The following is a 23,757-nucleotide window of genomic DNA, read 5'->3' as shown; positions in this document are numbered from 1 at the left end:
TGCCTGCGTTTGGGTCCGATTAGGCGAATGGTCGCTTTTCCCCAGAAGCATTGCAAGGAGAAGCAACGTTGTTGATCCCGGTCCGGTCGGACGGCGCCACGTCGTCCGCCCACGAGTGGTCCCCTGCCGTCGTCGAGGACCTGCTGGACATCGTCAGGACCGTCCACGAGGAGGTGCTCCTCGTCTGTGACACCCCGACGTCCCGAGGTGTCGCGAACGCCGTGCGCGCGCTCTCCGACGAACCCGTCGCGGTGCTTCTCCTCGACAGCCCCGTGACCAGGTGGTCCTTCCACGTCACCGCGCTCGCCACGCTGCCCGCAGCCGACCTGACCTTCGCCCCGGCGGTCGTCCGAGCCGTGGACGACGCCGTGCGCACCCGAGCAGTCCTCAGCGGGGTCGCTGGGCTCGCCGACCCGAACCCCGGGCTCGGCCTGCACCTGCTCTCGTGGTGGCCCACCACCCGGTTCCTCGTCGACATCGACCAGGACGTCGTCCGCCGGACACGCGAGACGCCGGCCGTCGAGTCGCCGCGCCTCGTCGTCGCCCGCGCAGGCAAGGACGTCCTGCCCGACGTCGAGCGCACCCTGCCCGCAGACCGGACCGAGATCACCGGCGGCACCTGGCCCGCGCGACGCTGGCTCGAGACGACCGAAGGCCCCGAGGACCTCGCCCGGCTCGCCGCAGACGCCGTCGCCGCTGCCACCACCGCAGCAGGCACGCAGCCGTGCGCGGTGTGCGAGCGGCCGGTGGTCGACGACGCCTGCCTGTTCTGCGCCGTCGTGCGCGAGGATCCCGAGACCGTCGACCTGCCCTCTCGAGCCTCTGACCTCCCCACCGCCTCGATCCTCGACTCTGAAGGAGTCCGTCTGTGAATCCCCGACAGCGACGAGGCCTGGTGCTCATCGTCCTGACGAGCATCGCCGCAGTCGCCGTGTTCTTCGGCATCATGACCTACGTCGACGACGTCGGCTCACGGGTCGGCCCGTCCGTCCAGGTCCTGCGCCTCACGCGTGACGTCGGCGTCTACGAGGCCATCACCGAGGACATGCTCGCGTCCGTCGAGATGCCCGAGCGCTGGGTCTCCGGTGCGACGCTCCTCGCCGACGAGCAGGACGACATCCTCGGGAAGGTCGCCAGCTCGAGCTTCGTCGCCGGCACGACCGTCCAGACCGGCATGATGGTCACCCCTCCGGCCGTCGAGCCCGGCTACCGCGAGATCGCCGTCATGGTCGACGCCGAGACCGGCGTCGCCGGGAAGGTCAGCCCAGGCGACCGGGTCGACATCATCGCGACCGTCGGCGGCACCGACACCGCACCGCCCAGCTCGCGCGTGTGGGTGTCCAACGCGCAGGTCATCGACGTCGGTGTCGCCCGCGACGTCGACGACGAGAGCGACGCCCGCGCGAGCTTCGAGAGCTCGAGCGGCGTCCCCGTGACCTTCGCCCTCACGACGAACGACGCGCTCAAGGTCGCGTACGTCGAGAGCTTCTCCGTCAAGCTGCGCCTGGCCCTGCGAGGCGCCGGCGACACGAGCGAGATCTCCGAAGACCAATGGGTCTACACCACGACGGAGGCTCAAGGATGAACGTCAAGGCGATCCTCGTCACCGACGACCCCGCAGTCCACGAGCGCACGCAGAACCTGCTGCTCGAGAGCGGCACCATGGAGCTCGTCCGCGTCACGTCGGACGTCGACGAGGTCGCAAAGACGGTAGGCCGCGTCGGTGACGTCGGCGTCGTGCTCGTCGACGAGACCGTCCGCGACGGGCAGGGCCACGCCCTCGCCCGCCAGCTCGGCGCGATGCTGCCGCTGCTCGGGCTCGTCATGCTCGTCGAAGAGGCAGGCCCGGACGGGCTGGCCGCAGCCATGGACGTCGGGGCACGATCCGTCGTCGCCCGCACGGCCCCGCTCGACGAGCTCGTCTCGCGCCTCGAGTCCGTCGCCGCGTGGACCGCAGCAGCGAACGACGCCGTCGGACGCAGCGACCAGGGCGGCCACCGCGGCCGCGTCGTCGCCGTCGCCGGGGCGAAGGGCGGGGTCGGCACGAGCGTCTACACGCTCCTCCTCTCGCTCGCCCTCGCACGCCGCGGCGCCGGCGTCGTCACAGCCGTCGACTTCGACCTCGCCAGCGGCGACCTCGCCGGCTACCTCGGGGTGTCCACCCGCAAGTCCGTCGTCGACCTCGCCGCGCTCGGAGACGAGGTGTCGGGCCGCAGCCTGCGCGAGACGACCTACCCCGTGCCCGGCGGCCTGCGCCTCGTGCCCGCACCCGACGAGGGCGAGCACGCAGAAGCCATGTCCTCCGACACCGCACGCGCCATCGTCCACGCCCTGCGCTACGAGTCCGAGTTCGCCGTCGTCGACGTCGGTTCCGGGCTCGACGAACCACGCGCCGCCGTCCTGGAACGGGCAGACCGGGTCGTGCTCGTCCTCACCCCCGACCTGCCCGCGCTGCGCGCCGCACGCCGCACCCTCGACCAGTGGGAACGGCTCGCCGTGCGCAAGCGCACAGACGTGGCGATCGTCGTCAACCGCCGCACCAAGAAGGACGAGGTCACCCCCCAGGTGGTCCAACGCGTCCTCGGGCGCCCGGTGACCGCGGTGGTACCCGACGGCGCCGCACTCTTCGAGACAGCCGTCAACGCCGTCGAGCTCGTCACCGCCCGCACCACGGTCCACACCGCCGTCGCGTCCGCGGCGCTCGCGGTGGTGCGCGACCCCAACGACGTCGAGCCTCCGCCCGAGGTGACCGACCAACCACGGCGCCGGCGCCCGGCACGGGCAGCCCGTCGCAGCGAGAGGTCCCGACGCCGTCGCGGCGCTGCGAGCCCGGACGCCACGACCGCGGACGCGGAGAGCCCGGACAGCACGATTCCGGACACGACGATTCCGGACACGGCGAGCCGGGACGAGGGATCAGCGTCTGACGCACCCGAGGCGGCAGCCGAGACAGCGCCCGAGAAGGCGCCCGAGGAAACATCCGAGAAGGAGTCCGTGACGTCCGGCAGCGAGTCGGGTCAGGCCGCGGTCGAGCTGCCGTTCGTCGTGCTCATGGGGCTCACCGTGTTCGTCCTGTGCCTGCAGGCCGTCTTCTGGGCCGGCGGGCTCCTCGCCGCGCGCGGTGCCGCAGACGAGGGATCTCGCCACATCGGCATCGTCGGGATGCCCGCCGAGGGCGACGACGTGGAGCGGGCCCGTCTCGAGCGCCTCGTCGAGGCACGGGTTCCGTCGCCGTGGGACAACGACGTCGAGGTCGATCTCGACGGGGACGACGTCGTCGTCACGCTCGACTCGCCCACGGTGATCCCGGGCGTGCACCTCAGCGTGGACGCCCGCGTCGGCGTCTTCGAGGAACCGTCGTGAGAGAGCACGAGCAGGGCGACCAGCACGAGCAGCTCGACGAGCAGACCAGCCGGGAGGCCGGTCAGGTCGCGCTCGAGCTCGTCGGCGTCGTCACGCTCGTCGTGCTCGCCGCGATGCTCTGCGTGCAGGGCGTCTACGTCGCCCAGGTCTACTCCACCACCCAGGCCGCGGTGCGGGACGCCGCACGCATCGAGGCTGAGGGCGAGCCAGGGCGTCCAGCGCTCGACGCGCGCCTCCCCGACTGGATCCGCGTCGAGCGGTACGTCGTCCAGCGGAACGCGGACGACGTCGAGGTCCAGGTCGCCGTGCGCCTCCCGGTGCTCGGCCCGTCCGTCACCGTCGGCGGCCTGCTCGTCGAGCGGTCCGCAACCTTCCCGAGGATGGACTCATGAGCCTGCGCGACCGTCTGGCCGACGGCGGCACCCGGGCCAGCGCGCCCGAAGAACCGGACATGGTCGCCCGCTACCGCGCGCGGCTGCTCGAAGAGATCAACGTCGAAGAGGTCTTCCGGCTCGGGACGGTGCAGCGCCGGGCACGCCTCGAACGGGTCCTGCTCTCGGTGCTCGTCTCCGAGGGACCCGTCCTGTCCCCGCGCGAACGCTCCACCCTCGTGCAGCGCATCGTCGACGAGGTGCTCGGGCTCGGCGTCCTCGAGCCGCTGCTCGCCGACGAGAGCATCACCGAGATCATGGTCAACGGCCCGTCCGAGGTGTACGTCGAGCGGCGCGGGCGCCTCGAGCGCCTCAGCGTGCGCTTCGCGTCCGAAGAGCACCTCATGCAGACGATCGACCGCATCGTGTCGAGCGTCAACCGTCGTGTGGACGAGTCCTCGCCGATGGTCGACGCACGCCTGCCCACGGGCGAGCGTGTCAACGTCGTCGTCCCGCCGCTCGCGGTCGACGGCGCCTGCCTGACGATCCGCCGCTTCCCGCGGCCGTTCCGCATGTCCGAGCTCGTCGCCCGCGACAGCCTCGACCCGATCACCGCCCGGCTGCTCACCGCGTGCGTGCGCGGACGCCTCAACATCATCGTCTCCGGCGGCACCGGCACCGGGAAGACGACGTTCCTCAACGCGCTGTCCGGCGCCATCCCGGACGACGAGCGCATCGTCACCGTCGAGGACGCCGCCGAGCTCTCCCTGCAGCAGCCGCACGTCGTGCGCCTGGAGTCCCGGCCCCCGAACATCGAGGGCCTCGGAGCCGTCACCATCCGTGACCTCGTGCGCAACGCCCTGCGCATGCGCCCCGACCGGATCGTCGTCGGCGAGGTCCGTGGCGGAGAGACGCTCGACATGCTCCAAGCGATGAACACCGGCCACGAGGGCTCCATCGCGACCGTGCACTCCAACACCGCAGCCGACGCCCTGCGCCGCCTCGAGACGCTCGCCACGATGAGCGAGCTCGACCTGCCGGTCACGACCTTGCGCGACCAGATCAACAGCGCCGTCGACCTCGTCGTGCACCTGAGCCGGTCGGTCGACGGTGCCCGCCGCGTCGCCGAGGTCTGCTGGGTGGCCTCCCACGGACGCGAGGAGTACGTGACAGTGCCCGTGCTCCAGTTCCACGCGGACCCGCTCGGACCGGACCGCGTGGTCACCGGCCGGTTCGTCCACATGTCCGTCCCCGACGATCTGCGGGCCCGGCTCGCGCTCGCCGGCGAGTCCGTCGTCGACGTCGTGGACGGCACCGAATGACGCCAGGGGAGGTGCTCGTCATCACCGCGATCACCGGTGTCCTCGCGGTCGTGACGGTCGGCTACCGGCACGCGACCGCCGAGCGCAACGGGGCCCTGGTCGACGCCGTCGGGCCGTCTGCGGTCGTCAGCCGCGACCGGCTCCGGTGGTTGGACGCGCGGTTCGGTCGCACCACGCCCGGGCGGCGGCTGGCGGCGCTGCTGGCCGGAGCGGGCTACCCCACCTGGTCACCGTCCGGCGTCGTCCTCGCCGTCGGTGCTGTGACCGTCGTCGGGTCGGTCGGTGCGGTCCCGCTGCTGGGGCGGGTCGGCGGGGTCGTCGTGGGACTGGCGCTCGTCGCGAGCGCCGCGCGCTGGCTCGACCGCCGTCGCGAGCAGCGCATCGAGCGCATCATCGCTCAGCTGCCGGAGATCGCGCGCCTGCTCGCGAACGCGACGCAGGCCGGCCTCGGACTGCCTCGCGCGCTCGGGCTCGCGGCCCAGGAGATCCAGGAGCCGGCGTCCTCCGAGCTGGCGCAGGTCTGCGCGGAGCTGGGCGTCGGGCACGGGGTCGACGGGGCGCTGGCGCACCTGCGCGAGCGCCTGCCGTCCCGCGAGATCGCCGTCCTCAGCCAGACGCTCGTCGTCCAGAACCGCGCTGGAGGTGCGCTCGTGAAAGCGTTGACCACGATCTCTGGCACGCTCGACGAGCGGCGCCAGCTGCGGCGCGAGATCAAGACGGCGACCGTCGGAGCCACGTTCTCCGGCTACGCGGTCATCGTCCTCGCGCTGGCCGCCGTCGTCATGGTCAACGTCCTGTCTCCGGGGGCGCTCGACGCGATGATCGGGACACCTCTCGGCCAGCTCGCGCTGGGTGTCTCGGGGGCGCTGTTCGCCGTCGGGTACGTGATGGTGCGGCGCCTGTCGAAGGTGGCGCTGTGAACGGCCCGGCCATCGCCTTCGCGGCCGCGCTCCTCGTCGTGGTCGCCGCCATCGCGGTGCACCAGCTCACGACGACAGGGCTCGAGCACGTGGAGGCGCCCTCGAGCGGGGGACCGGCCGGCGAGGGGCGTCCGGAGCGGTCGCACGGGATGCTCGACCTGCTCGGTGCACGCCTCGTCGGCCCGCTGACGAAGGCGCTCGGGGCGCGCCGGATGACCGAGCTCGACGCGGCGATCCGGCGGGCCGGCCGACCAGACGGGATCACCCCGACGGTGTTCGTCCGTCGTCAGGCAGGGTTCGTCGTGCTCGGTGCCGTGTGTCTCGCGGCGCTGTGGTACCTGGGGTCGCTGTTCATGGGCGTGATGCTCGCCGCTCTGCTGTGCGCGTGGATGCCGCTGTGGCTGTGGGGTGTCGGGGTGCGGCGTCAGCACGCGATCGACGCCGAGCTGCCGGACTTCCTCGACGTCCTCGGCGTGACGGTCCGTGCTGGCCTCGGCTTCCGGGCCTCGCTGGGGCGCGTGTGCGAGTTCTCCGACGGGCCGCTCGCCCAGGAGATCCGGGCGGCGCTGCACGAGATGTCGCTCGGGGTGCCGCGTCGGCGGGTCTTCGAGGACCTGCGAGACCGGACCCGTTCGGAGGCGTTCGGCAACTTCGTCGCCGCGCTGCTGCAGGCCGAGGAGCTCGGTGTGCCGATGTCCGACGCGCTCACGGACATCGCGGCGGACGTGCGCCGCGACCACGCGCAGAAGGTCCGCCAGCAGGCGGCCAAGGCCGGCCCCAAGGTGTCGCTCGCCGTGACGGTGACGATCGTGCCCGGCGCGCTCGTCCTGCTCGTCTCGGCCGTGCTGCTCGGCAACGCCAGCCTGTTCGACGGCCTGCTCTGAGGCGGGGAACCATGCCGGTGGAGCACACGTGGGAGCGCACGACAGCGGGGGTCGCGCGGCTCCTGTGCCAGCTGCGGCTCGCGGTGCTGCTGCTCGCGCTCGCTCCGGTGGTGGCGCAGGGCGAGGTCCTCGTGCTCGTCGCCGGGGTCGGCGTCGCGCCGTTCTCGTTCGTCCCCGCGGTCACGTGGCCGCGCCGCGGCGCGGTCTATGCGCGCTCGTTCGCGATCCAGGGGGCCGACGTCCTCGCCGCCGCGGTCGTCACGGTGGTGCTCGAGGGCTCCGCGCCCGTGTTCGTCTACGACGCCGCGACCGTCGCGCTCTGGGGCCTGGCCACAGGCCTGCGTCCGGCGCTGCTCGTCGCGACCGGCCTCGCGCTCGTCTCCTTCACCTGGGTGCGGGACGTCGGCGACATCCCTGGGCTCGTCCTCGCGGGCGCGACGGTCGTCTCCCTCGTCGCGATGGCCGGGGCCGGGGCGACGCTCGGACGTGGGCTGGCCGCGCTCGCGCGCACCCAGGAAGAGCTGGCGCGCGCCCGGGTGCGACGAGCGGTCGTCGACCACCGGCTGCGGACGGCACGCGACCTGCACGACACCGTGGCAGGCGAGATCGCGGGCATCCGGCTGCTCGTCGCCACGCTCGACGACCTCCTCGAGCGCACCAGCACCGACGCGCGCACGCGTGAGGTCGCCGACATGCTCGGGCAGGCGGCCGAGGCTGCGCACGAGGACACGCGTGCGGCGCTGTGCGCGCTGCGGACGGGCGGCGAGACCGTCGAGCCCATGACCCGTCTAGAGCCCATGACCCGTCGAGAGCTCGTGGCCTGGCTGGAGGACTGGTCGGCGCGCACGCTCGTGGCCGTTCGCCCGGACGTCGACGAGCACTACGACGCGGTGGATGCTGCGCGGCGTGGTGCGGTGACGATGGTGCTTCGCGAGCTGCTCGAGAACGTGCGTCGGCACGGCGGTGCCTCGCACGTCCGCGTCCTGGTCCGTGAGGACGGTGCAGGAACCTCGCGTCCTCTGCTCCTCGTCGTGCACGACGACGGCCGCGGACTGCCCGGGTCGCGCGCCTCCGGGCAGCTGCCGGCGGCCGAGCCGGGGCACTTCGGGATCGTCGGTGTGGTGGAACGGGTCTCGGAGATGGGCGGCACCGCGCTCTGGACGTCGGAACCAGGCGCCGGGACGCTCGTCCGCGTGGAGCTGCCGACCCAGGACGAGAACAGCACGCCCGGCTGGCACGAGCCGGCCGGGGACCGGACGAGAGAGAAGGTGCTCGATGGGTAGCGAACACACGCAGGAGAGGCCGATCTCGGTCCTCGTGGTCGACGACAACGCGATCATCCGGCTCGGGGTGCGGGCGGCGCTGGAGAACAGCGAGGAGATCGCGTCCGTGCTGGACACCCCGAACCTCGCCGAGGCCGTCGAGATCGTCCGGCGCGGCGAGACCGACGCCGTGCTCCTCGACGTCCGCCTCGCCGGCAGCAACGGGCTCGACGCGCTGCCAGACCTCGTCGAGCACGCGAGCGTCCTCATGCTCACGCACACCGACGACCCCGGATCGCTGGGGACCGCGATGGCGCGAGGAGCGAGCGGGTACGTCGTGCACGGCGCGCTGGGGCCGCGTGGCATCGTCGCCGCGCTGCGCACGTGCGTGGCGGGCGGGACCGTCTTCGCCGGCCTGCCGGTCCCGTGGACGCCACCCGAGCCCCGGACCGTGACCCCGAGGGCCACCGGCACCGAGGGCGTGACGCAGCAGACGGAGGAGAGCAGGACAGCGCGCAGGACGGAGGGCCGCGGTACGCCCCGACGCCTCACCGGTCGTGAGCGCGAAGTCATCGAGGCCATCGCGCAAGGACTGACGAACCGGGAGATCGCCCGGCGGCTGTTCGTCACGGAGAAGACGGTGAAGAACTACGTGAACAACGTCTTCGGCAAGCTCGGGGTGTCCTCGCGCGGCGAGGCGATCGTCTGCTGGCTCGCGACCCGGGACAGCGCCGCGTGAGCACAGGCCCGGGCCCCTGGACCCAGAGCACCCTGGGCCTGAGAGGGGCCCGCCCAAGGTGTCGACGCCCTGTCGCCCGGGTCGTCCCGGCTCCTAGCGTTGCTCGTGCTGGTGGGACCGCACACGGTGTCACCCACGACACGAAGGGCAGTGAGGATCATGGACAAGCTCGCAGCATGGACGACGGCGATGTTCTGCACACTCGGCAACCGTTTCCGCGGAGAGGCCGGACAGGGCTCGGTCGAGTACGTCGGCATCATCATCGTCGTGGTGGCGATCATCGTCGCAGTGGTCGCCCAGGCGTCGGGGGTCGGCGACGCGATCGCTACCCAGCTCACGAACGCCGTGGAGAAGATCGGCGAGGTCGGCGGGACCAACTGACACGACGTCCCACGAGGCGGTCGGTCGCACGTGGGACGTGACGAGGGACGGACGGGAGACGGTGGACGGGTGCACACGAAGAGGACAGCCACGGTTCTCGTGCTGACGCTGCTCGTGGCGGGCTGCAGCGCAGAGCCCGAGCGCGATCAGGTGCCGTCCCCGTCCCCGTCGCTGTCTCCGAGCGCGGGGGAGACAGAGACCGTGCCCGCGCGCACGACGGCGACCTTCGCACACGGCACGAGCACCCTCACGGTCGCCGCGCACCCCGTGGCGGTCGACGGTGACGTCGCTGTCACGACCCTCGAGGTGACGGTCCCCGCCGACGCCGAGGAGCCCGTCGACCTCGGGTACCTCCTCATCGAGGACGTGACCGAGCGCAAGGGCGCACGAGCCGTCCGGCTCGTCGACCGCGAGGCGCGCACCGCGCTCCCGGTCGTGCGAGACGACACCGTGTGGGCATCGGACGGTGCCCTCACGGTCGAGCCGGGCGAGTCTCTGACCTTGCACACCGTCCACGCCGCGCCCAGCGGTGAGGACGTCGACGTCGTCCTGCCCGCTGTCGGCGTGGTCGCCGCGGTACCGGTCGTCGACTCGACGCAGGACGACGATGCCGCGCTCGACGTCGACGCAGCGCGCGACGAGCTCGGCGGGCTGCCCACGAGCGGCGGCCAGTCCTACGACCTGCGAGCGTTCACCGCCGCCTACGACGACCAGAGCTCGGTCGCCGTCGAAGGAGACGACGTCACCCTCACGCTCACCGCAGACGTGCTCTTCGCCGCCGACGAGCACGTCCTCGACCCTGAGGGCACCCGCGTCGTCGAGGACGTCGCCCGCTCGATCGTCGCCGACGGAGCCGCCGGGAGGATCGTCGTCGCGGGGCACACCGACGACGTCGACACCGAGGAGTACAACCAGTCGCTCTCCGAGCAGCGCGCCACGTCGGTCGCCGACGCCCTGCGCCCCGCCCTGAGCGACGACCAGGTCGTCGAGACCGCCGGGTACGGCGAGTCCCGACCCGTCGCCGCAGGCACGGACGCCGCCGCCCGTGCAGCCAACCGCCGCGTCGAGATTTCCTTCACCGCCGCAGGCACGGCCTCTCCGTCGGTGCCGACCGCACCCGGCGCGAGCGGCCCGCCCTCGACCGACGCACCGACGTCGACCGACGGCGAACCCGTGCAGGTCGACGCCGGCGACGGCTCAGGCACCTACACGGTGGGGCCCGCGACCGTCGTGCGCACCGCAGCAGGCCTGCGCGGCACGATCGAGATCGAGCTCGTCGACGGGCACGGTGGCGCCGTGAGCGCACTGTTCGGCGAGTACGGCCGAGGCCTGTCAGCCGCCCGCGGCTTCTCCGCCGTGAGCACCCACCTCGGCCTCCACGAGCTCACGCTGCTCGGCGAGACCGAGCGCCTGTACCCGCTCGACTACGAGACCGACAGCGGCACCCGGCGCATCCTCGGCGACGAGCTCCTCGCCGCCGGGCCTCAAGCCCCCGGCGACGTCCTCACCGTGAGCGTCTACTGGCCCGACCAAGGAGAAGACGTCGTGACGATCGACGCCCCCGACCGGTTCCGCATCGTCGACGTCCCCGTCGAGGACGAGGCCAGGTGACCCGCACCGGCCTGCACGACGCGCCCGTGCCGCACGAGCGTCCCCGGTCGTCGGACCGTGAACGAGGCTCGCTCCACGTCATGGCGATCCCCATGGTGCTCGGGCTCGTGCTCCTGGCGATCCTCCTCGTCACCATCGTGGCCTCAGGCCTGTCCGACCGCCGCACCGCCGTGACCGCAGCCGATGCCGCGGCGCTCGCGGCGGCGGGCGTCCTCGACGACGCTGTCGAGCGGACCTTCGAGGAGGCCCGCACCGCGGAGCCGCCCGAACCGGAGGTCACGCCCGACCCGGTGGTCACGCCGGACCCGGGCTCGGAGGACCCAGCCAGCCCGGAGCCGGGGACCGACGAGACTCCCGCGGAGGAGGAACCGCCTCCGGCACCTGTCCCGGCGCCTGTCTGGACGCTGGCTGGAACGTCCCTCGGGGACGTGGCGGACCTGGATGTCGCGTACGAGGCCGCTGAGCGGCTCGCCACGGCCAACGGCGCCGAGCTCGTCGACGTCCAGGTCGATCTCGAGCGCTGGCTCGTCTATGTCGAGGTGCGCTACGAGACGCCGCTCGTCGACGGGGGAGAAGAACGGGCGCACGCGGTCGCGGTCGCGGAGGTGCGTCCCACCGGCGGCTTGTGCGTGTCCGCCGGCATGATCGGTGTCCGTGTCGACGGCACCTGCCACACGTCCCGGCCGCAGAGCGGCACGGCCCTCGAGACCCCCGAGACCAGTGGGTACACGTCGCGTGTAGGTCTCGTGCTCTGACCCTCGCAGCTGCTGCGAGACAGCCTCGGGCGACGGTCTCAGGTCCCGTGACCTGCTGGGCCTGGGCCCGTGCAGGGTCCTGGGCAGGCCCACGGTCCCTGGATCATGGCGTCGTCTCACTGAAGGGTTGTCCTATGGGACAACGACGTGAGCGTGGGGCCGCCGCGGTCGAGGTGGTGGGGGCGGTGATGCTGGTTGTCGCGGCGATCACCACTGTGACCTTGAGCGCCACACCGGTGGGCCAGTGGATCGGGTGGAAGGCCGAGTGCGTGGTGGACTCCGCGGACGAGGCGTGGGAGGACGGGGCGGCGCCCGGAGCAACCGACGGATGCGCCCCCGAACCCTCCACGGAAGTGCCTGAGGACGACGAGGATGCCGATGGGCCTGCTGTGGTGCCGCCGAACACCGGGATGGTTCCTCCCGAGGACTACGACGAGCTCTGCGACACGTCGAACGGGTACGACTCTTCTGAGCCGTGCCACCCGCGGGGTGAGGACTGTGAGTACGCGGAGACCGGTGAGGTCGTCGGTGATCCGGCGGGGCTCGAGACTGTGTGGACGATCGACGGTCGCGTCGTCGTATGGACCGGATGCCAGGCATACACGCCTCCGGCAGAGTGCAGCGCACCCCGCAGCGGGTGGGAGCAGGGCACGGACCTCTCGGGCGAGGAAGGGTTCGCGGAGTGGGTCGCGTGCGTGACCGACTCGACGACCGGGGACACGGACGAGGACCCGGACACCCAAGACTGCAAGAACGCCACTCCCGGCAGCTCTGCGATCGAGCCGACGGTGAACCTCGACGAACCGACGGTCCAGGTGGGCTGCGCGGACCTGTGGGTGCCGAAGCAGTGCAAGTCGGTGTGGGAGGACTACAACGACTGGAGCGGGCCTGCGTCGCAGGAGGCGAGTGCTGCGGCGCTCAAGGAGTGCGTGGTGGAGACGCTCAACGCGATGGAGCGTGACTGCGTGGTGTGGCAGAACACGCAGGCGAAGGACGAGGTCCACCAGGTCTTGTTCTGGGAGTGGTCGAAGTCTGAGGCGTTCGTCTTCGAGAAGATGGGCGACGGCACCATCCGGATGCACGCCCTGCACGGCTCGGGGAAAGGAAACGGCATCTCGTTGGAATTCGTCATGAGCCAGGGAAGCCTCAAAGGCGGGGTCGCCTTCGGCGGCTGGGCTGCGACCGGGGCGACGAACGACACGACGTATGAGTTCCGCAACATGGAAGACGCGCAGAAGTGGGCCGACTGGTACGTCGAGTACGAGAAAACTGACAAAGACGTCGCTGCTTTCGACGACGCGTACAACTGCTATTACTCAGACTGCTCGAACAAGCCCGACATGGAAGAGAACTGGAAGCTCCCGCCGATCCAGAGCCCTTCACCGGGAGGCATGCCGATGCCGAGCATGGGCAACATGGCTGGGGGAGGCTGGAACAAGCGCCTCGCTGCGCTCGAAGAGGCACGGGCCAACGAGCCCGACCACAAGGTCATCCACGTAGCGGAAGCTTCGACCCAGAAGTCCACCTTCAACTTTGGTGCGTGGTTCACCGCGAAGGCGACCGGAGGGGGAAAGATCCCAGACCGCCTGGGCGGGACGCAAGACAAGTACGAGCTGGGCGGCGGCGTGAAGGGAGAGTTCTCTCTCACGACCGAGACGTCGCTCGAGGAGCGCAAGGTGACGACGGACGGCAAGTACTACACGTCGTTCACCACGGACAGCACGGTGGGCGGGCAGGTCATGCTCTCGATGTCGGGTATTCCTCTGCTGAAGAGCAAGGCGTCTGGCAACGGGGGCGGTGGAGGTGACTCGACCGACTCCTCGACGATCTCGGTCCTGTGGAACGCGGACGGCACCGTGGACCACATCATGTTCCGCACGAGCACGACGACGCTCGAGAAGTGGTCCGCAGAGGCCGGTGGCAGTCTCCAGCTCAACTACGGTGCCTTCGAGATCTTCAACGCGGGCGGGTACAAGACCTGGGGCGGAGCCGAGGGGACGCAGTCCATGGCGGAGGTCACGATCCCGATGGACGGGCTGACGGAGGAAGCCCGCAAGATGCTCCAGAGCAACGCCGAGATGCTCTTCCCGCGTGACGAGGACGGCAACCTCGACAAGGACGCGTCTATCGACTTCAACAAGGACTGGTCGACGGACTACACGGGCGACATCCTCGACGAGATCGGTGAGACGGGTGGCACTCGTGCGCTGGAGTACGACATCGAGCAAGAGCAAGAGGGCAGCAAGGCCAGCGTGAAGGTCGGCCCGATCAAGCTGTGGTCGTCGACGTGGTCGGAGATCGACACGGAGAAGTCGCTCACGAGCTCGTCGCTGCAGTACATCGACGTCAACGGTGAGTCGCGCACGGTCGATCCTGCGCCCAAGTGTCGGGCGCAGACGAAAGACACGTCCGGCGCCGACTACTACGACGCGGGCGGCTCAGACCCGGTCACCAGCTCCCACCCTGACGGTCAGGGGTACTACCGGGACAGGTCGGTGACACCGACGTGGGACACCTGAGGGAGTGCGGGTCGGCGAGATGGTCAGCGACCTCGCCTAGACCGCGCAGATCCAACGGTTGCCTTCGCGCGTGAGCCTGCTCCTCTGATCGTCGTCGCGGGGCAGGCCCGGGCCCGTGCGGGGTCCTGGGCAGGTCCAGGGCCCCTGGATCGTGGTGTCGTCTCACTGAAGGGTCGTCGTATGGGACAGCGACGTGAGCGTGGGGCCGCCGGGGTCGAGGTGGTGGGCGTGGTGATGCTGGTTGTCGCGGCGATCACCACGGTGACCTTGAGCGGGGCGCCGGTGGGGCAGTGGATCGGGTGGAAGGCCGAGTGCGTGGTGGACTCCGCGGACGAGGCGTGGGCGGGCGAGGCGGCGCCCGGGGCGTCGGACGACTGCGCCCCGGAGCCGTCCATGGAGGTGCCCGACGACGAGGACGAGGACGGTCCGGCTGTCGTGCCGCCGAACACGGGGATGGTGGCGCCTGAGGACTATGACGAGCTGTGCGACACGTCGAACGGGTACGACTCTGCCGAGCCGTGCCACCCGCGGGGTGAGGACTGTGAGTACTCGGAGACCGGTGAGGTCGTCGGTGATCCGGCGGGGCTCGAGACGGTGTGGACGATCGACGGCCGGACGGTCGTGTGGACGGGGTGTCAGGCCTATACGCCGCCGGCGGAGTGCAGCGCGCCGCGCAGCGGGTGGGAGCAGGGCACAGACCTGTCGGGCGAGGAGGGGTTTGCGGAGTGGGCAGAGTGCGTGACCGATTCCACGACCGGCGATACCGACGAGGACCCGGACACCCAGGACTGCAAGAACGCGACGCCCGCGAGCTCTGCGATCGAGCCGGTGCTGAATCTTCTCGAGCCGACGGTACAGGTGGGGTGCACTGACCTATGGGTGCCGAAGCAGTGCAAGGCCGCGTGGGAGGACTACACAGACTGGAGCGGGCCTGCGTCGCAGGAGGCGAGTGCCGCGGCGCTCAAAGACTGTGTGGTCGAGTCGCTCAACGCGATGGACTGAGCATTATTGCGCCAGGTGCAACGGCAGGCTGGTGTCCGGTGTGGTTGCCCTCGGCCCGGTCGCACCGGTGGGAGTTCGCAGGCGGTGTGTGTTCGTGTCGAGGCCGCGTGTCGCGGCCGATCAGTCGCGGAGTGCGGTCGCGACGTCGAGCCGGCCGGCGACGAGCGCGGGCAACGCTGAGCCGATAAGTGTGGTCGCGACTGCGGCGAGGGCTCCCCAGGCGACTGCGGTCCAGGGCACTCCGGGAGGCTCGATGGCCGATCCGAGAGGGATCTGCTGGGGTACCCACCACTGCACGCCCCAGATGGCGGCTGCGGCCGCGGCCGCGGAGGCGATCAGTCCGATGATCATCGACGAGAGGAGCACCTGGCTGATGACCCCGGATCGGGTGGCTCCGAGGGCGCGTCGGACGACCAGCTCGCGGGCGCGTTCGCCGATGCTGGCGAGGCCGATGTTGAGGATGCCGAGTGCGGAGATCACCAGGGCAAGGAGGGCGATGGCGAGGAAGGCGCGTTGCTGGGTGCGCAGGTCGGCTAGGAGGCGGTCGACCTGGTCGGAGCGCTTCATTCCGCTGGGCTCCAGGGTGCCGCCTCCGGCTGCGGCGATCCGCTCGGCGACCTCTCGGAAGGTGGTGTCGTCGGCGGCCTTGTCGTGGAGGATCAGCTGCACGTTGGCCGTTGACAAAAGGTCAGGCTGGTAGACGAGGACTGCGGGTAGGGACGCGTAGACGACGGGGTCGTTGGATCCATCGGCGGCGACGCCCACCACGGTGGCGGTCAGGGTTGGGGAGTAGGGCGTGACCTGGAGGGCGAGCTGTGCTCCGACTCCGCCCCAGGTGTCTGCTGCGGTCGGGTTGAGCGTGATCTCGAGCGGGTAGTCCTCGCGGGAGTTCAACCAGCGCCCCGATATGAGGGGCAGGCGACGGATGCTGTCGAGGTTGCCAGCGACGAACTTGATCGACTCGCGGGCGAATGGTTCGTTGTTTGCTGCGGCGTCTGGGTGGGAGATCCCGGGCACGGACGTGGATTCCACAATCAGTGCGGCGGAGCCTCCGGCCTGGGTGAAGGGGTCGGCGGCGTCGAGCATCGCGCGCACGGTGTCGGCGGACGGCGCGAGGTGCTCGAGGGTGCCGGTGACCGTGATCTTTCGGCCGAACTGTTGCTCTGCGCCGGCGATGAACACCTCGGAGATGACCGAGCTGATGGTGAAGATCGCGACGACGGCAAGGACGCCGATCGTCAGGCTCACCCCGGACAAAGCTGCCCGCCAGGGGTGGGCTCGTAGATCGGCCAGTGCGTGGATGGCGGTGCGCATCAGGCGTCGACTCCGTCGAGTGCGGGGGTGGTGCGGATGGTGCCTTCGTGCATGACGACGCGACGGCTCATCTGCGCAGCCACTGCCTCGTCGTGAGTAACCACGACGAGCGCGCAGCCCCGCTCGCGAGTTGCCTTGAGCAGGACGTCGAGCACTGAGGCTGCGGTGTCGACGTCGAGGGCACCGGTGGGTTCGTCGGCGAGGATGAGCGCAGGTTCACGCACGAGGGCGCGCGCGATCGCCACGCGTTGTTGCTCGCCGCCGGAGAGGTGCTTGGGGCGTGACCGTGCGCGGTCGGTGAGGCCGACTGCCGCCAGGGCTGCGCGGGAGCGACGTCGCCGTTCCCGGCGCCCGGTCCGCGCGCCGTAGAGCAGAGCGAGCTCGACGTTCTTGAGCGCGGACAGGTGCCGGACGAGGGAGTAGGACTGGAAGACGTACCCGATGCTGCGGTTGCGCATCCGTGCCCTGCGGCGGTCGCTGATCGATGAGACGTCGATCCCCAGGATTTCCAGGCGCCCGCCGCTGACAGGGGACAAGAGGCCGAGCTGGGCGAGCAATGTGGTCTTTCCCGATCCAGAGCGCCCCACGATCGCCACCGACTCTCCGGCACGCACCTCAAGGTCGACTCCCTGGAGAACGGCGAGGGTGCCGCCACCGGGTAGGCGCACGGTGCGCCGCAGGTCCGTCGCAGTGAGCACGGGGGCATCGGGCGTAGAGGGCTGCCCCTTCACGAGATGGTCTGGCGAAGGTTCGGGCCGAACGGCAAGACCTGGTCGCCGAGAGCGAGCCCGCCGGTGATCTCGACCAGGACGCCGTCGCTGATCCCGAGGGTGACGGGCGTCGTGGTCACAGTCCCGTCGACGACGAGCGCCACGTCTCCGTGATCGACGGCCCCGGCGACCGCAGCGACCGGCAGGACGAGGACGTCGGTGACCTCGCCCGTTCGCAGCCCCAAGGTGCCGGTGAGCCCGTCGACAACGCCCGTGCCCGAGGGCAGGAGGCACAGCACCTCGAGCGTCGCAGCGGCTGTGGTCGGTGCCTCGACGACAGTCGACTGCGCGGGAGTCGATGTCACGGCGGCTGATGGAGAAGCAGCCGATGGCGTGGTTGTCGAGGGGGTCGACGATCCTGCTGGAGCGGTCGGCTGGGGAGCGCAGTCGGTGACGCCAGGTCCGGAGTCGAGCTGGACCTTGGCGATGGACGGGTCCGCGGACAGGCGGAACGCCTGGGCGACGGGCACGGTCCCCGTGACGCCGAATCCTGGGTACCTGATCGTGGCGACGGGGATGCCCTGGTGGATCAACGTGGTCCGGTCGGGAAGGCGGTAGGTGAGGATGCCGTCCGTCGGGGCGGTGATCGTGGTCTCACCGAGCCACCCCAGGACCTGACCGGCGGTGACCTCCTTGTCCTTGGTCAGTGAGCTGGCCAGGCGTACCCGACCGTCCCCCGGGGACACGACCGCGTACTCAGGTCGCACGACTGCTGTCACGGGGACGCTCACGACTGAGGTGATCGATCCGGTGACCACCGCGATGGGCTGTACCGGGATCGACTCGACGGGAGTGGCCTGAGCAGCCGACGGGAGCTCGACCGCGGAGCACCCGGACGCAGTCAGCAATCCGAGCAGCACAGCGGTGCAGATGGCGGCGCGGCGGGGCGCAGTCACAGTGCCCTACCGGAGCGGACGCCCGTTGGGTGCGTCACGACGCGGCCGACGCGTTTGGCGCCAGCCACCACTTGCAACTGAGATCGTCATAGCTCGCCGCCGCTGACGGGTCCCCGAGGGCCGCCTTCTTCAGGAGGTCGAGGATGAGGGGCTGAGCGCTTGCTGGGTCCATGGTCTCGAGGAACGCCCTACTGTCGACGTACGAGTTCATGACGTCCAGTGCTTCCGCTTCCGCCGTGGGATCGACGCCCCGCTGCGCCAACCACTGTCGAGTCCAGTAGCAGAACCACTGATTTCCCGCCGCTCCGACGCCTACACCCTGCTCGAAGTCGGAAACTCCCATGCCGCCTCCGGGGAGGGGTTCAGGCTCTGGTTCCGCCGGCTCGATCCAGGTGGCACCCTCGGGGAGCTGCAGCGTCGCAGCTTCCGCACGGAACTCGGCGAGCATCGCCGGATATTCGAGCACTGTCACGCCCGGTGACGTGGTGTCGGGGGCAGAGGCGTCGGGGCTCGCCGTGCAGCCTGCAAGAGCAGCGCACAAGACGACGAGGAGCAGGGATCCTGCTCGACGTGCCCGGACGGCGGACGAAGGGGTGGTGGTCATGATCGCGATTCTTCAGGCGTGGATGTGAGTCTAGGGAAATCGGACAACATGTCCGTATCGGAAACCTAGCGAAACGCTCACGTTGCCACAAGAGCAGATCTGGACTCATTTGGCGCTGGGTAGGCACGGTTGATGTCGGCGTCTTCTGAGCGGGCTTCCGCGGGCTCGACGGTCCGTCTCTGTGCGCCCTGACCTGGAGGAACTTGTGGACAGTTCCCGCCCGCGGACGCACGGAGGGTCCGCTACCATCCGAAAGGAATTCACATACTCTGGGCCAGTGAATGCCAGTCGCGAGGCACTATTCATGCCGCCCGAACGTGTTACGGACGACTGAAGGGGGCGGATCTAGAGTCATGCGGAGCAAATGCATGCCCGCTTGGCCGAGCTTGCATCGTCGAGCCTGGCTGTGGCCTGTCGTTCACAGCCTCGATCGCGAGTCCGGACGCGAACTCCTTGCATCCATTGCATCGATGATGCGTCAGATGCAACACTTGGACGGTGTCGGACCACCTTGACCTCAGCCTCAGCCCGACGCGCCGTTTGCGCAGCGTGCGCCCGTTGCACGAGGCGAGCTTCGTCTTCGACGAGATGCTCAACGGCTGGCGTGATCAGCAGCGCAGCCGGGGGCTCGATCCATACGGTGTCGAGGTGCGGATCAAGTTCATCCGCCGGTTCGCTGGCTACTGCGAGAAGCCGCCGTGGCAGTGGGGTCCGGGGGACCTCGAGGACTTCACCGTGCGGTCGATGTCCGGGTCGAAGCCGTTGGCGAAGTCGACGATCCGCAACTATCAGATGACCGTCCGCATCTTCTGCGCCTACCTCACCGACATGCGCTACGAGTGGGTCGCGGAGTGCCTCGAACGCTTCGGCAGCGCTCCTCAGCAGATCTGCCACGACTGGAACACGGTCGCCCACCTGCTCGAGTACGAAGGGCGCCCGCAGCGCCGAGCGTTGACGTACGACGAGCTTGAGGCGTTCTTCGCGTGCGCCGACGAGCGGGTCGAGACGATCCTCGCCGCGGGCAGGAAGGGCGCGCTCAGTGCGTTGCGGGACGCACAGATCTTCAAGACTATCTACGCGTTCGGGCTCCGCCGCAAGGAAGCAGCCTCGCTGGAGCTCGCCGACCTCCGCCCGAACCCGGCGGCGCCGAGGTTCGGCACCTACGGCGCGGTAGAGGTGCGATGGGGCAAAGGATCGAGCGGTTCTGGTCCTCGCCGCCGGACGGTACTGACCCTGCCCGAGCTGGACTGGGTCGTCGACGGCCTCCGCCAGTGGGTCGATGAAGGACGGCCGCGACTGTCGGACGATCCGCGGGGAGCGTTGTGGCCGACCGAGCGCGGTACGCGAGTGTGCCTGCGCTACCTCGACAGCCGCTTCGCGGACCTGCGCGACCGTGCGGGTCTGCCCGTCGAGCTGAGTCTGCATGCGCTGCGCCACACCTACGTCACGAACCTCATCGAGTGGGGGTACTCGGAGAAGTTCGTCCAAGATCAGGTCGGTCACCTCTACGCCTCGACCACCGCCATCTACACCTCGGTCGGTAACGACTACAAGAACCGGGTCATCGCCCAAGCCCTGTCGCGCGTCTACGGAGACTCCCATGCCCAGCCCTGACACTCACGCACCGATCACCTGGCACCTGCGCGCCCTGATGGCCTCTGCCGGAATGTTCCAGACCACCGACCTCGTCGAACCGCTACGCGCAGCAGGGGTCCACCTCTCCAGGGAGCAGGTCTTTCGCCTCGTCACCAAGCCACCGGCTCGCCTCAACATGGAGATCCTCGCTGCCCTGTGCACCATCTTGAGCTGCAGCCCGGCCGACCTGATCGAGATCAACCCGCCCGTCGCCGCCACCGGATCCACACGCACCGGCACCGCCAGCACCACCGGTGCCACGGGACCGTCGATCGGATCCCTGCGACCGATCCCAGCACGCATCCACCGCCCCACGAGTGACTGAGCCCGCCCGCTCGTGCCACATATGCGCGAGGACGATCACCGCCGGTTATGACCTACTAGGCGGACCGATCTGCAACCCGTGCTACTCGCGGCTGCGACGTGAAGCCTTCCCCTGCCCGTCCTGCGGTGTCCCCAAGGTCCTCGCCTTCCACGACAAAGAGCAGAACGTCGTGTGCGCTGCGTGCGCCGGAGTGCCGAGCAGGTTCGCCTGCCGCTCGTGCGGCAGCGAGGAGCAGCTCACCGGCGCCCAGTGCGGAACGTGCCGGCTCAAGGATCGAGCATCAAAGGTCCTGGCCCGCGAGGACGGCACTCTCCACCCCGACCTTGTGAGTCTCTTCGAGCACCTGCTGAGTGCACCGGACGCGCGCAACGTCACTCGATGGCTCAGGAGAGACGGGATCAGCACGGCCCTGGGGCAGATGGCGTTGGGGATCGCCCCGATCAGTCACGCGACGCTCGACCTCCTCGGACCGTCTCCCCGGATTCGCTACCTTCGTTGCCTGCTCATCAGCGCGAAGACGCTCCCTGAGATCGACATCTACGTCAACGACCTCGACCTCTTCGCGCAGCGTCTCCTCGAGTCCCTCTCGACTGAGCACGCGCACGTGCTGAGGCGCCACTACCGGTGGCACATCCTGCGCTCCCTCAGTCAGCGATACCCGAACACCCACGCCAGCGCCTCCGTCGTGGACAGTCGCCGCCATCAGCTCACGGCCATCCGAGACCTCCTGGCATGGGTCGAGGGGCAAGGCCAGTCACTGTCAACAGTCACACAAGGGGACCTCGACTACTACTTCGCTCAGATCGCCAACACCGGCAACGCCCTGATGACCTTCCTGACCTGGGCGCGTACCAACCGGCACGTGACCGACGTCGAGGTTCAACGGCGAGCGGGTACGAACGCACGTCCGGCCGTCAGCGAGGGCGAGCGATGGCAACACATCGATCGTCTGCTCGACGACGACAAGCTCCCCGTGACGACCCGGATCGTAGGGCTCTTTGTGCTCCTCTTCGCTCAGTCCCTAGCCACCTGCGCCCAGATGAAGCACTCGGACGTCACCATCACCGACGAATCGGTCGCCGTGCGTTTCGCCACAGACCCCGTGACGATGCCACGAGCGTTGGGCGACCTCCTTCGCACCTACGTGAACGACCCCGTCGTGCGCACGATCTACCGCACCGAGGGCACCGAATGGCTCTTCAGCGGACTCATGCCCACGACGCACATCACCTCGTCGCGCCTCGGTGAGCTTCTCCTAGCCGTGGGCATCAGCCCGCGCACGGCCAAGGATGCAGCCATGCGACACCTGGCCACAGCACTGCCCGCCCGCGTGGTCGCTGACGCCTTCGGTGTCGCCGAGAGCACCGCTGCCAGGTGGAGCCAGCTCTCCGGCGGGACCTGGAACGACTACCCACAACTGCGAGAGCAGAACTAGGCGATTACTTCCCCATCGAACACATGCATGTCGCCGACAGAGCGTGAGTGCGTCGTCTGGCAGAACACTCAGGCGAAGGACGAGGTCCATCAGGTGCTGTTCTGGGAGTGGTCGAAGTCTGAGGCGTTCGTCTTCGAGAAGATGGGTAACGGCACGGTCCGCATGCACGCCCTGCACGGTTCAGGGAGCGGCAACGGCATCACGCTGGAAGTCGTCGCGAGCAAAGGCAAGGCCAAGGGCGGGGTGTCCTTCGGAGCCTGGTCGGCGACCGGGGCGAGCGACGACACGACCTATGAGTTCCGCAACCTCGAAGACGCCCAGGAATGGGCCGACTGGTACGTCCTCTATGAGCATGCTGACAAGTCCGTCGCCGACTTCGATGACACGTACAACTGCTATTACGGCGACTGCTCGAGAAAGCCTGACATGGAAGAGATCACGAGGTTTCCTTGGGTACCGAACCCTGAGCCGGGTGTCTACTCGTTGCCGATCACGGACTCCTTGGCCGGGGAAGGGTGGAAGGAGCGTCTCGACGCACTCGAGAGCGTGCGGGCAGACGAGCCTGACCACAAGGTCATCCACGTAGCGGAGGCCTCGACCCAGAAGTCCACCGTCAGCTTTGGTCTGTGGTTCACCGTGAAGCAGACCGGCGGAGGCAAGGTCTCCGACGGTCTGGGAGGTCAGCAGGACAAGTACGAGGCAGGCGGCGGTACCAAGGCAGAGGTCTCCGTCGTGACCGAGACGTCGCTCGAGGAGCGCAAGGTCATGACGGACGGCAAGTACTTCACGACCTTCACCACTGACAGCACCATGGGCGGGCAGATCATGCTCGCGATGTCGGGCTTGCCGATGCTGAAGGGCAAGCTCGGCGGCGGCGTGGGCGGGGGAGACTCGACGACCGAGTCGTCGGCGATCTCGGTCTTGTGGAACGCAGACGGGACTGTCGACCACATCATGTTCCGCACGAGCACGACGACGCTCGAGAAGTGGTCTGAAGAGGCTGGTGGCAGCGTCCAGGTCGGCTATGGCCCGTTCGAGGTCTTCAACGCGGGCGGGTACAAGACCTGGGGCGGAGCCGACGGGACACAGTCGATGGTGGAGGTCACGATCCCCATGGACGGGCTGACGGAGGAAGCGCGAGAGATGCTCCAAGGCAATGCTGAGAAGCTCTTCCCGCGTGACGAGGACGGCACCCTCGACAAGGACGCGGCCATCGACTTCGGCAAAGACTGGTCGAGCACGTACGCGGGCGACATCCTCGACGAGATCAGCGAAGCGGGTGGAGCCCGCTCGCTGGAGTACGACGTCGACCAGGAGCAAGAAGGCAGCAAGGCCAGCGTGCGCGTCGCCCCCATCAAGCTGTGGTCGTCGACGTGGTCGGAGGTCGACACGGAGAAGACGCTCACGAGCTCGTCCTTGCAGTACATCGATGTCAACGGAGACTCACGCACGGTCGACCCCGCGCCCAAGTGTCGCGCGCAGACGAAAGACACGTCCGGTGCCGACTACTACGACGCGGGCGGTTCAGACCCGGTCACCAGCTCGCACCCCGACGGTGAGGGGTACTACCGGGACAGGTCAGTGACCCCGGTCGGTTAGGAGGCGTGTCTGTCCTCGTCGACGCAGCACCGACGGCCTGGGCGATGGTT

At 69.4% G+C, this 23,757-nt stretch carries 22 protein-coding genes; 18 read left to right on the top strand and 4 right to left on the bottom strand.

The window, feature by feature from the left end; all coding sequences use genetic code 11:
- Positions 1-68: 68 nt before the first annotated feature.
- The 14 genes from ATL42_RS12825 to ATL42_RS12760 all read left to right on the top strand — a co-directional run bounded on the left by ATL42_RS12825 (position 69) and on the right by ATL42_RS12760 (position 15,129).
- Positions 69-872 (top strand): hypothetical protein, encoded by an 804-nt coding sequence (locus ATL42_RS12825; protein WP_143556766.1) that lies wholly within the window; start codon positions 69-71, stop codon positions 870-872.
- Positions 869-1,585 carry a Flp pilus assembly protein CpaB gene (gene cpaB, locus ATL42_RS12820; protein ID WP_098455689.1) on the top strand — a complete coding sequence of 239 codons (717 nt, stop codon included), beginning with the start codon at positions 869-871 and terminating at the stop codon, positions 1,583-1,585. The genes ATL42_RS12825 and cpaB overlap by 4 nt, the downstream gene beginning before the upstream one ends.
- The gene (locus ATL42_RS12815) at positions 1,582-3,363 is read left to right on the top strand and encodes a CpaE/TadZ family protein (protein WP_169925429.1); all 1,782 of its coding nucleotides are present in this window, start codon (positions 1,582-1,584) and stop codon (positions 3,361-3,363) included. The genes cpaB and ATL42_RS12815 overlap by 4 nt, the downstream gene beginning before the upstream one ends.
- Positions 3,360-3,755, top strand: coding sequence for a TadE/TadG family type IV pilus assembly protein (locus ATL42_RS16490; RefSeq protein WP_169925428.1), 396 nt, complete (start codon positions 3,360-3,362; stop codon positions 3,753-3,755). Before ATL42_RS12815 ends, ATL42_RS16490 begins: the two co-directional genes overlap by 4 nt.
- Entirely contained in the window at positions 3,752-5,056 is a 1,305-nt protein-coding gene (locus tag ATL42_RS12805; protein ID WP_098455686.1) for a TadA family conjugal transfer-associated ATPase, read from the top strand. The genes ATL42_RS16490 and ATL42_RS12805 overlap by 4 nt, the downstream gene beginning before the upstream one ends.
- Complete coding sequence (locus ATL42_RS12800) at positions 5,053-5,976, top strand: type II secretion system F family protein (RefSeq protein WP_098455685.1); 924 nt, start codon at positions 5,053-5,055, stop codon at positions 5,974-5,976. Before ATL42_RS12805 ends, ATL42_RS12800 begins: the two co-directional genes overlap by 4 nt.
- Positions 5,973-6,860: a type II secretion system F family protein gene (locus ATL42_RS12795; protein ID WP_098455684.1), complete on the top strand. Its 888-nt coding sequence runs from the start codon at positions 5,973-5,975 to the stop codon at positions 6,858-6,860. The genes ATL42_RS12800 and ATL42_RS12795 overlap by 4 nt, the downstream gene beginning before the upstream one ends.
- An 11-nt stretch (positions 6,861-6,871) precedes the next feature.
- Positions 6,872-8,143 (top strand): sensor histidine kinase, encoded by a 1,272-nt coding sequence (locus tag ATL42_RS12790; RefSeq protein WP_098455683.1) that lies wholly within the window; start codon positions 6,872-6,874, stop codon positions 8,141-8,143.
- A complete protein-coding gene (locus tag ATL42_RS16485; RefSeq protein WP_098455682.1) occupies positions 8,136-8,861 on the top strand; it encodes a LuxR C-terminal-related transcriptional regulator in 726 nt (241 codons plus the stop codon). Before ATL42_RS12790 ends, ATL42_RS16485 begins: the two co-directional genes overlap by 8 nt.
- Before the next feature lie 159 nt (positions 8,862-9,020).
- Positions 9,021-9,242, top strand: a complete 222-nt coding sequence (locus ATL42_RS12780) for a hypothetical protein (RefSeq protein WP_211281819.1) — start codon at positions 9,021-9,023, stop codon at positions 9,240-9,242.
- Between the two features lie 69 nt (positions 9,243-9,311).
- Positions 9,312-10,853, top strand: coding sequence for an OmpA family protein (locus ATL42_RS12775; protein ID WP_169925427.1), 1,542 nt, complete (start codon positions 9,312-9,314; stop codon positions 10,851-10,853).
- Positions 10,850-11,608: a hypothetical protein gene (locus ATL42_RS12770; RefSeq protein WP_098455680.1), complete on the top strand. Its 759-nt coding sequence runs from the start codon at positions 10,850-10,852 to the stop codon at positions 11,606-11,608. The genes ATL42_RS12775 and ATL42_RS12770 overlap by 4 nt, the downstream gene beginning before the upstream one ends.
- 134 nt (positions 11,609-11,742) lie before the next feature.
- Positions 11,743-14,127, top strand: coding sequence for a hypothetical protein (locus ATL42_RS12765; protein ID WP_098455679.1), 2,385 nt, complete (start codon positions 11,743-11,745; stop codon positions 14,125-14,127).
- A 180-nt stretch (positions 14,128-14,307) separates the two neighbouring features.
- A complete protein-coding gene (locus ATL42_RS12760) occupies positions 14,308-15,129 on the top strand; it encodes a hypothetical protein (RefSeq protein WP_098455678.1) in 822 nt (273 codons plus the stop codon).
- 120 nt (positions 15,130-15,249) lie between these two features.
- Here ATL42_RS12760 and ATL42_RS12755 read toward each other — a convergent pair whose 3' ends face one another.
- From ATL42_RS12755 to ATL42_RS12745, 4 genes are read right to left on the bottom strand one after another with little or no spacing between them, the layout of a single operon-like run.
- Positions 15,250-16,443 carry an ABC transporter permease gene (locus ATL42_RS12755; RefSeq protein ID WP_098455677.1) on the bottom strand — a complete coding sequence of 398 codons (1,194 nt, stop codon included), beginning with the start codon at positions 16,441-16,443 and terminating at the stop codon, positions 15,250-15,252.
- Positions 16,443-17,141, bottom strand: a complete 699-nt coding sequence (locus ATL42_RS16480) for an ABC transporter ATP-binding protein (RefSeq protein WP_169925426.1) — start codon at positions 17,139-17,141, stop codon at positions 16,443-16,445. Before ATL42_RS16480 ends, ATL42_RS12755 begins: the two co-directional genes overlap by 1 nt.
- A 29-nt stretch (positions 17,142-17,170) precedes the next feature.
- A complete protein-coding gene (locus ATL42_RS16475) occupies positions 17,171-18,109 on the bottom strand; it encodes an efflux RND transporter periplasmic adaptor subunit (protein WP_169925425.1) in 939 nt (312 codons plus the stop codon).
- Positions 18,110-18,143: 34 nt separating this feature from the next.
- Positions 18,144-18,713 (bottom strand): hypothetical protein, encoded by a 570-nt coding sequence (locus ATL42_RS12745; RefSeq protein ID WP_143556764.1) that lies wholly within the window; start codon positions 18,711-18,713, stop codon positions 18,144-18,146.
- 498 nt (positions 18,714-19,211) lie between these two features.
- On the opposite strand from ATL42_RS12745, the gene ATL42_RS12740 reads away from it, so the two are divergent.
- Genes ATL42_RS12740 through ATL42_RS12725 form a run of 4 tightly spaced genes read left to right on the top strand, consistent with a single transcriptional unit; the run spans position 19,212 to position 23,707 of the window.
- Positions 19,212-20,327, top strand: a complete 1,116-nt coding sequence (locus ATL42_RS12740; RefSeq protein ID WP_245862533.1) for a tyrosine-type recombinase/integrase — start codon at positions 19,212-19,214, stop codon at positions 20,325-20,327.
- Positions 20,314-20,673, top strand: coding sequence for a helix-turn-helix domain-containing protein (locus ATL42_RS12735; RefSeq protein WP_098455674.1), 360 nt, complete (start codon positions 20,314-20,316; stop codon positions 20,671-20,673). The genes ATL42_RS12740 and ATL42_RS12735 overlap by 14 nt, the downstream gene beginning before the upstream one ends.
- Positions 20,666-22,108, top strand: coding sequence for a hypothetical protein (locus ATL42_RS12730; RefSeq protein ID WP_143556763.1), 1,443 nt, complete (start codon positions 20,666-20,668; stop codon positions 22,106-22,108). Before ATL42_RS12735 ends, ATL42_RS12730 begins: the two co-directional genes overlap by 8 nt.
- A gap of 27 nt (positions 22,109-22,135) precedes the next feature.
- Positions 22,136-23,707, top strand: a complete 1,572-nt coding sequence (locus ATL42_RS12725) for a hypothetical protein (RefSeq protein ID WP_098455672.1) — start codon at positions 22,136-22,138, stop codon at positions 23,705-23,707.
- The last annotated feature ends 50 nt before the right edge of the window (positions 23,708-23,757 follow it).

The sequence above is a fragment of the Sanguibacter antarcticus genome (assembly GCF_002564005.1).
Classification (GTDB): Bacteria; Actinomycetota; Actinomycetes; order Actinomycetales; family Cellulomonadaceae; genus Sanguibacter; species Sanguibacter antarcticus.
Note: the sequence above shows the minus strand (reverse complement) of the source record. Positions and strands in the feature narration are given on the sequence as shown.